This window comes from Ensifer sp. BR816 (assembly GCF_000378985.1).
In the GTDB taxonomy this organism is placed as follows: Bacteria; Pseudomonadota; Alphaproteobacteria; order Rhizobiales; family Rhizobiaceae; genus Sinorhizobium.
The window spans coordinates 3068274-3083099 of sequence record NZ_KB905370.1; the positions used below are offsets into that span (position 1 = coordinate 3068274).

A 14826-nucleotide genomic window follows, 5' to 3' on the forward strand; every position below is an offset into this window, starting at 1 on the left:
GGCGACGGCGACCTTTCGTGGCTAGATGATCACCTGTTCACCCAACTCGACGACGCGATTGGCGGGCAGGTGGAAGTAGTCGGTCGGGTCGATCGCCGAGTCCGCCATGGCGATGAACAGCCTGTCCTGCCATTTCGGCATGCCGGAGGCTGGATCCGGGACGAGCTTGCGCCGGCCGAGGTAGAACGAGGTCGACATGATCTCGAACTTGAAACCCTCCTTGCGGCAGCGCGCCAGCGCCCTTGAGACATTCTGATCGTCCATGAAGCCAAATCTGAGTTCGAGCTTGCTGAAGCGGTCGGAGAGCTTCGTCAGCGTGTAGCGGTCACTCTCTGCGACATAGGGCACCCTGGCGGTCTTGATGGTCAGGATGACATTGTGCTCGTGAAGCACATGATTGTGCTTGATATTGTGCAGCAGAACGGATGGCGTCGTGTCGGGCGTCGCGGTCAGGAAGATCGCCGTTCCCGGAACTTCAACCGGGGCATGTTCGGATTTTCGTTCGATCGCGGCGATGAACTGGTCGAGGGGAACTTCCAGGCGGGCCGTCTTCTCGCGCAGAAGCGCTACGCCTCTCCGCCAGGTCCACATGATCGTGATCAGCGTGCCGGCGAACAGGATCGGCACGTAGCCGCCGTGGTGGAGCTTGAAGAGGTTGGCGCCGAGAAAGACCGTTTCCAGCAGGAACAAGGGGAGCAGCACCGCGACGGCAGTCAGGACCGCCCAGCCCCATTGGCGGCGGACGAACTCGAAGGCGAGGATCGTGTCGATCAGCATGGCGCCGGTGATCGATACGCCATAGGCCGGCGCAAGAGCCTCGGAGCTGCCGAACACGAACATGAGAACGAGCACGCCGGTCAGGAGCGCGGTGTTGACCAAGGGCAGGTAGATCTGGCCCGTATGCGTTTCCGAGGTATAGCAGATCTCGAACCGTGGCAGGAAACCCAGGTGTATAGCTTGCCGAACGAGCGAAAACGCTCCGGTTATCACCGACTGGCTGGCGATGATCGTCGCGAAAGTGGCAAGGATCACCACCGGCAACAGGGCCCAGCTTGGAAACATCAGGAAAAATGGATCGGAAATCGCCTCGGGGTGCGACAGGATCATCGCGCCTTGCCCGAGATAATTCAAGGTCAGCGCCGGAAACACGATCGCGATCCAGGCGGCCTGAATCGGTTTGCGGCCGAAATGACCGAGATCGGCATAGAGGGCTTCCGCGCCCGTAACCGTCAGAAACACCGCACCGAGAACGATGAACCCGACAAGGCCGGCATCCCACAGGAAAGTGACGGCATGCACGGGATTGAAGGCTCCGAGAATCGCCAGATCGTCGCCGATATGGGCGATGCCCGCCGCGCCCATGACAAGAAACCAGATAAGCGTGATCGGCCCGAAGAAGATCGAGACCGCACCGGTGCCCCGCGACTGAACGGCAAATAGCAGAACCATGATCGCGACGGAGATCGGCAGCACATAATTGTGCAAATCCGGCGCCACGAGCTTCAGCCCCTCGACGGCCGAGAGCACCGACAACGCCGGGGTGATCATTGCGTCACCGATGAACAGCGAAGCGCCGAAAATGCCGGTGAAGAACATCAATATGGGATACTTCGTCCCCCTCTTCATCAACAACGCAAGGAGGGCCAAGGTGCCGCCCTCGCCATTGTTGTCGGCACGCAGCAGCAGGGTCACGTATTTGATCGTCACGATGATCGTCAGCGTCCAGATGACCAGCGAGATGAGGCCGATGATTTCTCCTCGCTCGACGCCGCCCGCCGCAAAGGGGCGGAGCGCCTCGCGGAACGCGTAGAGCGGGCTGGTTCCAATGTCGCCGTAGACCACTCCCACGGACCCGAGCGTGAGTGCGAGAAACTGACGCAGGCTGTTGGCCTGTGCCGGTGCGTGGTCGACGGAGGCGCTCATGTGTTCTCCACGTCAGATAGTCCCCGCGTCCCGGACGCGCATGATGCTGTGCCCCGAAGAATTCTATAGATCCGCTTGGGCTGCAACTCCTCCGCAAACGCGCGGAACACGGAGAAGTTTCGATCTTCGTACAGGACTGTAGCGCCAAGTTCCATGGCTGCGAAAGGGAATCCCGCAGAAATCCATTCTCCCCATACCTAGAACTGAGGACAGCAGTTGGCGAGAAAATGGGACGTCATGCCGCGCCTAGTTTGCCTGGTCGAGGAAACATTCGAGGGAGACTATCCGGCAATTGCCGACCGGTCGGGATCTGACTCGTCCAAGTGAATGCGGTCCCGACCGGCGAGCTTGGCCATGTAGAGCGCCCGGTCCGCACGGGCATAGAGGCTGATCGCCGTATCGCCTGGCTGAGCGGCCGCGATACCTGCTGAAAACGTGTATCCGAAGTCGGGTCGCTCCTGAAGCGGCCGGGATTTGCGGACGGAGGCGAGCATCCTTTCAAGGATCAGTTTGGCCTGTTCGACCGGCGTTGCCGGAAGGGTAAGCACGAACTCCTCCCCGCCGACCCGGCCGAAGCAGTCGGTGCGCCGCACCAGACGATGGATGCGCATTGCGAAATCTTTGAGGATCGAATCACCGGTCTGATGGCCGAACTGGTCGTTGATGCTCTTGAAGCGGTCGATATCGAGCACGCAGAGGCAGCCCTGGGAGGTCTGGTCGCCCCCGTTTGGCTGCAGCATGTCCTCAATCCTCGCCGTGACGAAGCGGCGGTTGGCGACCCCGGTCAGTTCATCGGTGTAGGAGGCCTTGATCGCCAGGTCGCGGTCCTGCCGCACAGCCCGCGTCTTTGCTTTGAGGCCGGTGACATCGGTGGCGACGCAAAGCATCCAGCCATCTTTCTCCACGGTTTCTGTCATCCAAAGCCAGCGACCGTCGAATAGATCGGTCTCGAATGCCCTGAAACCGACTTTGCCGCGGCGCGACTGGGTCGACCGCAGCCACTCTTCGAAGTCCGCAACGCGGATCACAGTCCCCCGTTGGGCATGAAAATTCCGCCGCATCAGATCCGGCCAGAGCGGCGTCTCATCCGCGGCAATGAAAAACGCTGTCCGAAAGGCCTCGTTGGCGTAGCGGAGCCGGTCGAACTCGTCATAGGCGGCAACGAGAACAGGAGAATTCTCGAAGAGTTCAAGGAGTCGTCTGGTATCCTTCGACATGTCCCCGACTTTAGACGATCTTCGTTAATGAGCACCAAGCTGGCGGCGAGAACGCGAGGGCCACAGGTATCAGTGCAGCCGATCTTGTCGAGAAAACGGCTGCAGCGGCACATGCCTTAGCAGGGAAGCCCGGCTGTGGGGAGCCCTCTAGCGTTCAGTAGCCGATTCGCCGGCTGCGAAACGTCTCGAGCAACATCCGCCACCCCCACCCGGCTCTACTTCTCTGTGGCATAAACCAGCACTTGCGCGTGGCTGCGATACCGCTACCTCCAGTGCGTCGTCATCGTCGCGAACAGGCATACACTGGGTTGTTTCCGGCCGCAGGCTCGAAGCGCGGATCTGTACAATCGAGAGGAGATGAATCATGTTGCCGTCTCGCGAGCGGTGCTGCACTTTTGGTCCCACGGAAATGGATCTGCTGCACAACATATTCGAGCAGATCCTGGAGGAGCGGGGCGTAGAAAGCAGCGGCGAGAAGGCGAACGAAATCGCCGCAAGCTTGATTTCCGTCTACCAATCCGGTGTGCGCGACGCAGATACGCTGAAGAAGCTCACCCGCTCACGAAATTGAAACGGGTCGCGGGCCGTTCCCACTCCGGGGCCGGCAACCAATATCCTAAGCCGGAAAGCAGACTCCGTAGGGCTCGCGTTAGCGAGAGCGGGCCTCGAAGAGCCGTCAGGATTCGCGGCGTCAGTGCAAAGTCTTATTGCCTGGGAACGGAACGGAGGCGTTGTCGACAATCTTCGTGCTCATGCGCATCGCCATGACATAGTCTTCGGTGAGCTCCATCAGCGCGAGGGCGATCTCCTGCCACGACCAGCCCGCGCCTTCCGCCAGCGTCGTGAAGACCTGGAAATCCTCTTCCAGCGCACGCTCGCACTCGAACCGGCGGTCCGTTGGCTGGGGGTAGGTGATCGTGTCGGTGACCTTGGGCATCGTTCCTCCTTGTGCAGAAGGAAACTCGCAGATGGCGAGACGGGTTCCATGGCGCCGGTCCAAAATGCTTGGGCGCTGCAGCTGACATGATTTGGGAGCGAGACTGCCGCGGGCTTTGCATTGCCCTGAACAGCGGCTATGTTCCTTATCCGTTCTCGCGCGATTCGCGGCAATCCGCAGCCTTCCATTGGAGCGCGAGCGCAACTGGACGCGGGACTGGGGCTGGATGGGCGCGGCGTATCTGGAGAAACTGAACGAACGCCAGCGCAGTGCGGTCGAATACGGGGTTGGGCCGGCCATCAATATCGGCGGTCCGCTTCTCATCATCGCCGGTGCCGGCTCGGGCAAGACCAACACGCTCGCCCATCGCGTCGCGCATCTGATCGTCAACGGCGCCGATCCGCGCCGTATCCTCTTGATGACCTTCTCACGCCGGGCCGCCGCCGAGATGGGCCGTAGGGTCGAACGCATCTGCAGACAGGTGCTCGACGGAAAGGCTGGCACCGTCCCCGACACGCTTGCATGGGCGGGAACGTTTCACGGCATCGGTGCGCGGCTCTTGCGGGAACATGCCTCGGAAATCGGCGTCGATCCGGATTTCACGATACATGATCGGGAAGACAGCGCCGATCTCATGAATCTCGTCCGGCACGAGCTTGGCTTCTCGAAGACGGAGAGCCGGTTCCCGACCAAGACGACCTGCCTTGCCATCTATTCGCGTGCGGTCAACGCGGAACAGCCGCTCGAGGAAGTCCTGCGCGACAATTTTCCCTGGTGTTCCGCCTGGGAAAAGCAACTGCGCGAACTCTTCGGCACCTATGTCGAGGCCAAGCAGGCGCAGAACGTTCTCGATTACGACGACCTGCTGCTCTACTGGGCGCAGATGATGGGGGAGGCCGTTCTCGCCGAAAACGTCGGTGGTCGTTTCGACCACGTCCTCGTCGACGAATATCAGGATACCAATCGGCTGCAGGCCTCGATCCTGCTGGCGTTGAAGCCAAAGGGACGCGGTCTCACTGTCGTTGGCGACGACGCACAATCGATCTATTCGTTCCGCGCCGCGACAGTGCGCAATATTCTGGATTTCCCGGCAACGTTCACACCGGCTGCTGAAGTCATCACTCTCGATCGGAACTACCGCTCTACACAGCCGATTCTGGCTGCCGCCAACGGCGTGATCGAACTGGCCCGCGAACGCTTCACCAAGAACCTCTGGACCGAGCGGGAATCGGCCGAACGCCCGCAGCTCGTCACCGTGCGTGATGAAGCCGATCAGGCCAATTATGTTGTTGATCAGGTCCTGCAGAACCGCGAAGGCGGTATGCTCCTCAAGCAGCAGGCCGTGCTTTTCCGCACCTCGCACCACAGCGGCTCGCTCGAAGTGGAACTGACCCGCCGCAACATACCCTTCGTGAAGTTCGGCGGTCTCAAATTCCTGGACAGCGCGCATGTGAAAGACCTGTTGGCGGCCTTGCGCTTCGCCCAGAATCCGCGCGACCGGGTGGCCGGCTTCCGGCTGATGCAACTGCTCCCGGGCGTCGGTCCACAAACAGCGGGGCGCGTGCTCGACGCGATCGCCGCCGACCCCGAACCCCTCACCGCGCTTTGCGAGATCCCTGCGCCGCCGCGCTCGGGAGATGGCTGGACATCCTTTGTCGACATGCTGCAGACCTTGCGGTCCGGCCGGACCGGCTGGCCGTCCGAAATCGGCACGGCGCGCGCCTGGTACGAGCCGCATCTCGAGCGGATCCACGAGGACGCCGAGGTGCGCAGGGCCGACCTCTTGCAACTCGAGCAGATCGCAACGGGCTATCCGTCGCGCGAGCGCTTCCTCACCGAACTCACGCTCGACCCGCCGGATGCCACCAGCGACCAGGCCGGCGTGCCGCTTCTCGACGAGGACTATCTCATTCTCTCGACCATCCACTCGTCCAAGGGGCAGGAATGGAAATCCGTGTTCGTCCTTAACTGCGTCGACGGCTGCATTCCCTCCGACCTCGGGGTCGGCAGCACGGCGGAGGTCGAGGAGGAACGGCGCCTGCTCTACGTCGCCATGACGCGCGCGAAGGACAGCCTGCATCTCGTCACGCCGCAGCGCTTTTTCACGCATGGGCAAAATGCCCAAGGCGATCGTCACGTCTATGCATCGCGCAGCCGCTTTCTTCCTGCAACGCTTCTGCAATTCTTCGAGTGTTCGGCCTGGCCCGCCGCCAAGCAGACAGCGGCTGGCCAGCGCGATGCGCAACAGGTGCGCGTCGATGTCCGCGCCCGCATGCGTGGCATGTGGCGATAGCCGCTCTCTCGCTAGAGCCAGACGGTCCGGCTGACGGGAACCGGCGCGCTGTTTGCCGGTGCCGTCGCCGGGCGGTCGCGGTTGGTCATGCCGTTCAGCACCCGGAGCAGATCGTAGCCACCCGGCCAGCGACCGAAGCCACTCGCAATGTTGATGTGGCCCGCATGGCCGAGATCGACGAGACGGCTGCCCCATTTTTCGCAAAGGACGCGCAAGCGGTCGAAGCGCATGTAAGGATCGTTGAGGCTGCCGACGACGAGGCTCGGAAAGGTGAGCCGTTGTCGCGGCATGGTGCCAAAGTCGATCGCGCCGGGATGCAGCCGCTCCGTCTCCTCGAGATCGCAGGGCGCGACGAGCAGCACGCTCCGGATGCGGTCGGCAATCGGATGCCCGGCAAGGCCTGCAACCAACAGGCAGCCCAGGCTGTGGGCGACAATATCGACGGACGAATGCCTGCCGATTTCCGCCTCCAGCACATGGCGCCAGGCTGCAAGCCTCGGTCGGTTCCAATCGCCTTGTTCGACAAGTGCCGCCTCAGGCTGATCAACGAGCCAATGGCGTTGCCAGTGCCCCTCGCCCGATCCGAACAACCCTGGAACGATCAGCGTCTTCACCATTGCATTCCCCCTCGGCGGGCCGGTTGCTGCAAGAGGACAGGTTCATGCGGAAATTGTGCCCGGCAGCGGGAGTGAAGGTAAGAAATGAAGATTTAATCTCTATAAAAACAGTAGAAAATAATGCCGTGCATGCGATACGCCTTCCGCCTGGCAGGCCGTCGCCTTACTGCTATGGTCGCGGAGTTCAGCGATAACGCCGATGAAGCGAAAGCCAGCCGTCGCCACCGATCCGCACCTCGACCTCGGTATAGTGCTCCAAAGTCAGGTGGGGTGTTCCATCGGCCGCCGCATGCGCACCGGTGATGACGGCCACTTCGGCGCCGGCGGAACTGCCGGCGAGAATCCCGGCCGGTGCGTCTTCAAAGACGAGGCAATCCTCGGCGCGGACGCCGAGCTTCTCCGCCGCGAGACGATAACCCTGTGGGTCAGGCTTGCCCGCCGTGACATCCTCGCCGGTTACCATGAGGCGCGGTAGCGGAATGCCGGCCGCGGCGAGTCGGCGCTTCGCCAATTCCAGCGGCGCCGAGGTGACGATCGCCCACCGCTCCGCCGGCAGCGTGTTGAGGAAGGCGATCGCCCCGGGTATTTCGACGACGCCTTCCACGTCGGCGATTTCTGCGGCGGCAAGCTCGTGTGCCTCAAGCTCCGGATCGACTGCGAGACCAAGCTTGCGGATCGTGTCCGACGCGCGCACGCCGTGCACTGATTTCATCAGTTCGTGGGGGTCGAGCCCGTTGCGGACTGCCCAGGCGCCCCAGACCCGCTCGACGACGGCCATGGAGTTGAGCAGCGTGCCATCCATATCGAACAGCAGGGCAGCGAACTTCTTCGGGAATATCGCAGTGGTCAGCGTATCCAAGCCGGCTCCTTAACGTGTCTTGCGCGTCGCGTGGATTGCAGAACTATCGCCGGATGGACCGGCGCACAACCTCCTTCGTCCCTCAGCGACGTCCGCCGGTAACGAGAAGATCGACCGGCCCGCCCGGCACGTCGTCGTCAAAGACGGCGCAGGCAAGCACGCCGCCAAACACCGCGCCCCCGTCGACATTGGTCCGGTTCCCGACGGTCCGGGGATTACTTCGGCTCGGCGTATGTCCATGGCAGAGATGCTTGCCCCAGTAATAGCCGGAATAGTTGGGATCGATGCGCATCCAGAGCAGGATGTCGTCGACCTGCTCCTCGAGAGGGATCGTCTCCTCCACGCCGGCATGCACGAAGATACGATAGGGCTCCACGATGATCGACGGGAGCTCGGCCATCCAGACCAGGTGGCTCAGCGGTATGGCGCCACCATAGGAGTCCAGCGTCTCGTCACCGCCATTCATGAGCCACGAGCTCATTTCGGCCAGCCCCTTGCGCGCCGAGAGCAGCATGTCCTCATGATTGCCCTTGAGCGTCACCCACTGCCAATTGGACTTGGTCGGGCCTGCCATGATCCGCTCGACGACGCCGCGGCTCTCCGGGCCGCGATCGACGAGATCGCCGAGGAAAATGACCCTGCCCCCTGGCGCGAAGGACTCGATTGCAGCCAACAGGGCGTTGAGTTCTCTGAGACAGCCGTGAATGTCACCGACCGCGAAGGTGAGACGTCGGCCATTCATCAAGCGGTGCTCCCGTGGGCGTCCAACAGGCTTTCTCCATGAATGCGGGCGAGACTGATCGTTACTCGTCTCCCAGCTCTATCGCATTCTAATATCAACCGGAATCGCTTTTGGCGGAAAAATGCGGAAACTCGGCCGTTGGTTAATCCGACGGGCAACGAAGAGCAACCGGCAGCTCAACGGCGAGGCGTTGCCCTCGGAATGGTCGAAGTGGTGATCGAGACCGGGTCGCTGGCGGGGAACGTATCTTCGAGCCCCTCCTCCAGTTGCTCTTCCATCGCGTCTCGATCATGCGCCTGCCGGGCGTTGGGGAGCGCACCCTCCGGGATCGACGGGGATCGTCGCGTTCCCGCTATGCCCAGCAGTTCACCGTTCGTCTCGATGGCCGCGGCGAGGATTTCCTTCGCTCGCACAACGGCATTCATCCTGTTGAGCGTGCCCGCCGCGTTCTGCGGGCACAGGACGGATACGACCTCTCCCGCCGCACCGACGAACTCGACGGTGAAACCCGCCTTGCCGCCGCGCTCGGGGAAGACTTGAATCCCAACGAACTGCATCGTTTCCTCCTTCCATGGAAGGATAGTCAAAACCGAAAGGGTTTTGCCTAAGCAGTCTATCAGAAATGCCCGACCTCCGACAGTTTGATGCGGTGTTCATGGGGCGCACGCCTGCCGTGGCCGCGTTGCCCCCGCCCACGACCTTACAGCCGCGCGTCTATTCAGACGCATTCAGACTCGCAAAGGACGCTGTAAGACTTTGAATCGACGCATCGTGCATTCCGAAAATCGATGCCGATTTTCGGGCCGATGCGCTAGAGAACGCCACGCGGTTCGATCCGCGGGCTGCTTTCCGCCGCGTGATAGGCCGGTGCCCTGTTCTTATGCTCCGCCGGTCGCGTACAGGCGGCGAATGTGTCGAGCGAGCGGTTATAGACTGCAGTCTGCACATCCATCATGCCGAGGACCGTATGGAAGAGGTTGTCGTGCGACTTCGGCGTGCCTGCGTCTCTGGAAAGACAGGCAGTGTCGACACCCATTGCTGCCTGATAGGGTTTCGAAAACCAGGCGATGAAGGGAACCTGCGTCTGTTCCTTCGGTGCGATCGCATAGGGTGCGCCGTGCAGGTAGATGCCATTTTCGCCGAGCGATTCCCCATGATCCGACATGTAGATCATCGCGCCGGCAATGCGATCCTGGTGTTTTTCGAGCAGCCTGGCAATGCTCGCGAGGATATGGTCCGTGTAGAGGATCGTGTTGTCATAGGCATTGACGATTTCCTCCGCCGTGCAGTTCATCAGTTCCGGTGTGCGGCAGTCCGGCGTGAAGCGGCGGAACGCCTCGGGATAGCGCAGGTAATAGGAGGGGCCATGGCTGCCGAGTTGGTGCAGCACTATGACGCTGTTTTTCGTCGTTGCGCCGAGTTTTTTGTCGAGTTCGTCGAGGAAGATTTCATCGAGACATTCGCCATTGCTGCACAGCGGGCTGTTCTTTCGGTGCGTCATGCTGGCAAAATTGATAAGGTCGGCGATGCCCTTGCTGCCCGTGTTGTTGTCCCACCAGGTAACGGAAACCCCGGCATGCGTCAGCACGTTGACGAGGTTTTCGGTCGAGCGGGCCTTCCAGTCGCTGTACTGCTTGCGCGGATAGACTGAAAACATGCAGGGCAACGAGACGGCCGTTGCCGTGCCGCAGCTTGTCGTGTCCCGGTAGTTGACGACACCACGCGCCTTCAATTCCGGATTTGTCTCCCGTTGATAGCCATTGAGGGAGAAGTTCATCGCCCGCGCGGTCTCGCCCGCGACCAACACGACGACGACAGGCCTGTCGGCTGAGGCGATGCGCGCGCCCTCTTTGGCGTCGGTACCGAGCGGCTGCACGACGAGATTGCGTTCGCGATAGGTGGAAAGTCCGTAGCGAACCGCCGACGAGATCGGCCCGGCCGGATTGAACCGCACCATCAGGTCCCGATGTTCCCGAAGCGCGTAGGCGATCCCGGCAAAGTTGGCGTAGATGAGCACGCCGCTCAAGAGAAGCGCCGGAGCGATGAAGAGGAAATTGACGGCGGCTTTCGAGAAAAAGCGACGATGGCTGACTTTCACCCAGGCGATCAGGAGCGAGGGGATGAGCGCGTAGACTGCGAGATGAAGCGCAAGGCTGCCCGTCAGCAGGTGACCGGCCTCGGCCTCGGTGGTAACGGCGGCATTGGCGATCATCCCCTTGTCGATGACGACGCCGAAGGTATCCGTGAAATAGGAGGCGGCCGCGGATATGACGATCAGCAGCACCAAAACCGGCTTCGTTACGTATTTCATCGACAGCGATGTCAGGATCGAAAAGGTCGTCAGGCCCAGTGCCGCACCAAGCGAAACCATGGCGATCCACGCGTGATCGAAATAGGCCACGGCGTGGCTCCAGAAGGATTTGTTGGTGAGCGCCAACAGGTAAAGCGTGGCGATCGCGCTCAATGCAATGCTGCCGATCTCCGGCCGGCGTGTTCTGAAGATAGCCAAATCACTTCTCTCCAAGGATGGGGCTCGACGCTCCCACAGTTTGCTTCTCGGCGTTTCGGGCATCGACGCGGAGAGATGCCGCCGGTTCGCCGATGCGGTCTCGACGTTTCCGCCAGTACCGTGGGCAAGCTGTCCAAGTGCTGTCGGAAGAATGGTTGGTGCCGGCCGGGGACCACGCCGGGTCTCTCACATCACGAGGCGGACAGCATTTCGACAGCGTTGCGGAGACACGTTCGCTCAACCATCAGGGCGGATATGAAGGACCAATGTGTGGGGCGACGTTGGCAGGCAGCGGAAAACCGCCTATTGTCTGCGCCCGCCAATCGTAGGAAGGCTTGGGATCAGGAAACCGCATGCGCCTGCTGCTCGTCGAAGACAGTGCCCGCCTCGTCGAGCTTGTGAGCGAGACGATGCGCGAGGCGGGCTGGCGGCTCGACGCGGTATCCAGCCTGGGTGAGGCGGAAGCCGCAATCACGAAGCGTGAGCACGATCTCGTTCTTCTCGACCTCGGCCTGCCGGATGGCGACGGCCTCGACCTGCTGAAGTGGATAAGGCAGGAGCATGCCGGGCTACCGGTGCTGATCATCACCGCACGCGGTTCGGTCGACGAGCGGGTCCAGGGGCTCGATGCCGGCGCTGACGATTATCTCGTGAAGCCCTTTCACCATCGCGAATTGTTGTCGCGCTGCAGGGCGATGCTGAGGCGCAATCCGCAAGCGATACAGCCCGTGCTCGAAGCAGGTGCCCTGCGCTTCGATCCGGCCACTGCGGAGTTGAGTTGCGATGGTGCCCTCGTGCCGCTGCCGCCGCGCGAGCGCTCCCTGATCGAGATATTGATGCGCGAGGTCGGCCGCGTCGTGCCGAAGCGTCGGCTGGAAGTTGCGCTGTCGGAATATGGGCAAGAACTCAGTTCCAACGCGCTGGAACTCGCCGTTTCCAGGGTGCGTAAACGATTGCAGACGCTGGAAACCGGCGTGCAGATCGAGACCGTCCGAGGCATCGGCTATCTGCTGCGGAACGCCGCATGAAGAAGACCAATCCGTCGCTGATCGGCATCGTGGGGCGGCGCATTGTCGCCTTTTCGCTGCTCGCCATGGTCTTACAGATCGGCGTGGTTTTCGCCGATTACTGGTTCGATGACGATAAGCTCAGCGTCCTGATGCTGCAGCAGGAGACAGAGATCCTATCGCGGGCGATCACCGCACAGGACGGGCAGCTGGCATACAAGCCCGATCACGAGCTGCGGGCGCGCTATATGGAGCGGCACGGGCGCTCGGGTGCAATTTACGTGAGGATACGCACAGCTTCCGGCGTGGTGCTATTTTCCAATTGCACCACGGAATGCGCCACGCATTTTCTGCCGTTGAGCGTGAATGCTCCGAATTTCTGGAAGCGGCTGATCGAGCCGGGCAAGCCCTTCAGTGTTGCCGGCGGCCAATCCTTCGAACGCGACGGTCAGCAGGTTCTCGTCGAGATCGCCATCGTGAAGGACCCGAACGGCTTTATGTATGGCGCCCTGCTCCACGAGATGTTCGATTCGATGATCGTCCCGATGACGCTGATGTTCTGCCTCGTCATCGGCGCAACGATCTGGTCGATCAGAAGCGCGCTGCGGCCTGTGGCGAAGGCGGTCCAGGCAGCGGATGCGATCGATCCGCGCGACAGCGGCGCGCGACTGCCGATAATGCGCATGCCGCAGGAGATCGAACGCCTCGTCAGCGCCGTCAATCGCCTGCTCGCCCGCGTTGCCGATCTCGTGCAGTCCCAGAAGGTATTCTCCTCCTCGATCGCCCACGAAATCCGCACGCCTGTTTCGATCGCCAAAATGGAGCTGAGCCGTATCGACGATCCCCGGGCGCGCAATGCCGAGCGGGACCTCGACGCGTTGACGCATATATTGGAGCAGCTGACCTCGCTGGCCCGCGCCGACGCCGTTGACCCTTCCGCCTACCAGCGGGCCAGCCTTTCGGAGATCGGAGCGGAGGTGGCGCAAGCGACGGCGCCGTTCGTCTTCGACCACGACAAGTCGGTCGAATTCGTCGATCACGCGACAACACCGGTGACGATGATCCCGGCGCTCGTCGAGAACATGCTGAGGAACCTGATCGAAAACGCGGTCAAGCACAATCCGCCGGGCACCCGCATCGTCCTGACCTGCGGCCCCGGCCCGCTGGTCTCCGTCGAGGATGACGGCAGAGGGCTCGTTGATCTGCCGGAGCACAACGAAGACCTCGGCTATGTCAAACGCTCCGGCCAGCTCGGCCTCGGTTTGAAGATCGTTCATCGGATCGCCGAGCTTCATAAGGCGAGAATTGCGATCGACACCGCACCTGGCAAGGGAACGAAAATCACGATCGACTTCGCAGCAGCGGCATAGAGCCTTCCTCCCACCTTCCGCAGCTCCCTTTGGCCGGATGCTTTCTAGGCACGATGCATATTTTTTAATCCGGAACGGTTTCTTGGATACCGATTTCGTGCCCAGCGATTGATCACATGCTATCGAGCTGTGCAACTTTACCCGACTCGTCCCAAGAGTACCCATGTCCAAGGCCACGGTCTTTTTCCGGCGCTTCCTCCCGTCACTTGCGCCGATCAGCCATTGGGAACGCTTGCGCGCATCGTGCGGCGCGCTCGTCGGAGTCCTGTCGACGGGTTTCATCAGCACGGTTGCAGTCGGTGCCGACGCCAGCCTGCCGCTGCTGATTGCACCTATGGGCGCCTCGGCTGTGCTGCTTTTCGCCGCGCCGTCGAGCCCCCTCGCCCAGCCCTGGTCAATCCTGGGCGGCAATGTCGTTGCCGCCACCGTCGGCGTTACCTGCGCTTTGCTCATTCCCAATCCGGTGGTGGCTGCCGCCCTTGCCGTGGCCCTGGCGATCGGCGTCATGCTGGTCCTCGGCTGCCTGCACCCGCCAAGCGGCGCCGTGGCGCTGACAGCCGTTCTCGGCGGCCCGGTCATCCGTGAGGCTGGCTACGCCTTCGTTCTGTCCCCGGTTGCCATCAATTCGCTGGTCATCCTGACGGCGGCGCTTATCTTCAACAATCTCACCGGCCGCCGCTATCCGCACCTTGCACCCGCCCCAAATCCGCACCAGACCGAAGACCCACTACCGAGCCAGCGCCTCGGCGTAGTGCCGGAGGATCTGCAGGCGGTGCTGGCGCAATATGGGGAAGTCGTGGACGTCAGCCCCGAGGAACTCGACGCGTTCGTGCATCAGGCGCAGATACGCGCCTTCACCCGCCGTTCCGGCGAAACCACCTGCGCTGAGATCATGTCGCGCGACGTCGTGACCATCGGGCCGGAGGCGCCGCTCCGCAAGGCCTGGAAAATGCTGATCGAGCATCGTATCAAGGCATTGCCGGTGGTCACGGAGGCGGATGGTCTCGTCGGCATTATCACCCAGACGGATTTCATGAAGCACGCGACACTGACGGCCGCCGGACGCTTGCAGCTCGGCCTGCGTGAGCGGATCGGCAACATCATCGGCTTGCCGGCAAAAACACCCCGCCTTGTCTCCGACATCATGACGCGACGTGTCCAGTCGGCTCTGCCGGAGACAATGGTCGCCAAGCTGGTGCCGCCGATGGCGGACATGGGCCTGCACCACATGCCGGTCGTGGATGCGAGCAACCGGGTCGTCGGTATCGTCACCCAGTCGGACTTGATCGCGGCCTTGTTCCAGCGACGGCTCGAGGCGGCGCAGCAAGTCGCCTGAAGGCCCGCCGTCGTTG

Annotated in this window: 13 protein-coding genes; 5 read left to right on the forward strand and 8 right to left on the reverse strand. The window is 61.9% G+C overall.

All coding sequences use genetic code 11. From position 1 onward, the window contains the following. Positions 1 to 21 precede the first annotated feature (21 nt). Both RHIBR816_RS0114715 and RHIBR816_RS0114725 read right to left on the reverse strand, forming a co-directional pair. Positions 22 to 1923: a potassium transporter Kup gene (locus RHIBR816_RS0114715; RefSeq protein WP_018237326.1), complete on the reverse strand. Its 1902-nt coding sequence runs from the start codon at positions 1921 to 1923 to the stop codon at positions 22 to 24. 281 nt (positions 1924 to 2204) lie between these two features. After that, a complete protein-coding gene (locus RHIBR816_RS0114725) occupies positions 2205 to 3140 on the reverse strand; it encodes a sensor domain-containing diguanylate cyclase (protein ID WP_018237327.1) in 936 nt (311 codons plus the stop codon). 409 nt (positions 3141 to 3549) lie between these two features. Here RHIBR816_RS0114725 and RHIBR816_RS0114730 point away from each other — a divergent pair, with 409 nt between their 5' ends. After that, positions 3550 to 3711 carry a hypothetical protein gene (locus RHIBR816_RS0114730; protein ID WP_018237328.1) on the forward strand — a complete coding sequence of 54 codons (162 nt, stop codon included), beginning with the start codon at positions 3550 to 3552 and terminating at the stop codon, positions 3709 to 3711. A gap of 120 nt (positions 3712 to 3831) precedes the next feature. Here the strand turns inward: RHIBR816_RS0114730 and RHIBR816_RS0114735 are convergent, their stop codons facing one another. Beyond that, positions 3832 to 4077: a hypothetical protein gene (locus RHIBR816_RS0114735; RefSeq protein ID WP_018237329.1), complete on the reverse strand. Its 246-nt coding sequence runs from the start codon at positions 4075 to 4077 to the stop codon at positions 3832 to 3834. A 226-nt stretch (positions 4078 to 4303) separates the two neighbouring features. Between RHIBR816_RS0114735 and RHIBR816_RS0114740 the strand changes: the two genes are divergently transcribed. Next, positions 4304 to 6370 carry an ATP-dependent helicase gene (locus tag RHIBR816_RS0114740; protein WP_026187013.1) on the forward strand — a complete coding sequence of 689 codons (2067 nt, stop codon included), beginning with the start codon at positions 4304 to 4306 and terminating at the stop codon, positions 6368 to 6370. Positions 6371 to 6381: 11 nt separating this feature from the next. On the opposite strand, the gene RHIBR816_RS0114745 is transcribed toward RHIBR816_RS0114740, so the two are convergent. From RHIBR816_RS0114745 to RHIBR816_RS0114765, 5 genes are all read right to left on the reverse strand, one after another. Beyond that, positions 6382 to 6987, reverse strand: a complete 606-nt coding sequence (locus RHIBR816_RS0114745; protein WP_018237331.1) for an alpha/beta hydrolase — start codon at positions 6985 to 6987, stop codon at positions 6382 to 6384. Between the two features lie 184 nt (positions 6988 to 7171). After that, positions 7172 to 7846 (reverse strand): HAD family hydrolase, encoded by a 675-nt coding sequence (locus tag RHIBR816_RS0114750; RefSeq protein WP_018237332.1) that lies wholly within the window; start codon positions 7844 to 7846, stop codon positions 7172 to 7174. 82 nt (positions 7847 to 7928) lie between these two features. Then, positions 7929 to 8588: a metallophosphoesterase family protein gene (locus RHIBR816_RS0114755; protein ID WP_018237333.1), complete on the reverse strand. Its 660-nt coding sequence runs from the start codon at positions 8586 to 8588 to the stop codon at positions 7929 to 7931. A gap of 176 nt (positions 8589 to 8764) precedes the next feature. Then, a complete protein-coding gene (locus tag RHIBR816_RS0114760; RefSeq protein WP_018237334.1) occupies positions 8765 to 9145 on the reverse strand; it encodes a hypothetical protein in 381 nt (126 codons plus the stop codon). Positions 9146 to 9399: 254 nt separating this feature from the next. Next, the gene (locus RHIBR816_RS0114765; protein WP_018237335.1) at positions 9400 to 11097 is read right to left on the reverse strand and encodes a phosphoethanolamine transferase; all 1698 of its coding nucleotides are present in this window, start codon (positions 11095 to 11097) and stop codon (positions 9400 to 9402) included. A 353-nt stretch (positions 11098 to 11450) separates the two neighbouring features. Here RHIBR816_RS0114765 and RHIBR816_RS0114770 point away from each other — a divergent pair, with 353 nt between their 5' ends. The 3 genes from RHIBR816_RS0114770 to RHIBR816_RS0114780 all read left to right on the forward strand — a co-directional run bounded on the left by RHIBR816_RS0114770 (position 11451) and on the right by RHIBR816_RS0114780 (position 14810). Further along, on the forward strand, positions 11451 to 12125 hold the full coding sequence (locus RHIBR816_RS0114770; protein ID WP_018237336.1) for a response regulator transcription factor: 675 nt from the start codon (positions 11451 to 11453) through the stop codon (positions 12123 to 12125). Next, the gene (locus RHIBR816_RS0114775; RefSeq protein WP_018237337.1) at positions 12122 to 13474 is read left to right on the forward strand and encodes a HAMP domain-containing sensor histidine kinase; all 1353 of its coding nucleotides are present in this window, start codon (positions 12122 to 12124) and stop codon (positions 13472 to 13474) included. The genes RHIBR816_RS0114770 and RHIBR816_RS0114775 overlap by 4 nt, the downstream gene beginning before the upstream one ends. A gap of 163 nt (positions 13475 to 13637) precedes the next feature. Next, the gene (locus RHIBR816_RS0114780) at positions 13638 to 14810 is read left to right on the forward strand and encodes an HPP family protein (RefSeq protein ID WP_018237338.1); all 1173 of its coding nucleotides are present in this window, start codon (positions 13638 to 13640) and stop codon (positions 14808 to 14810) included. Positions 14811 to 14826: the final 16 nt, after the last annotated feature.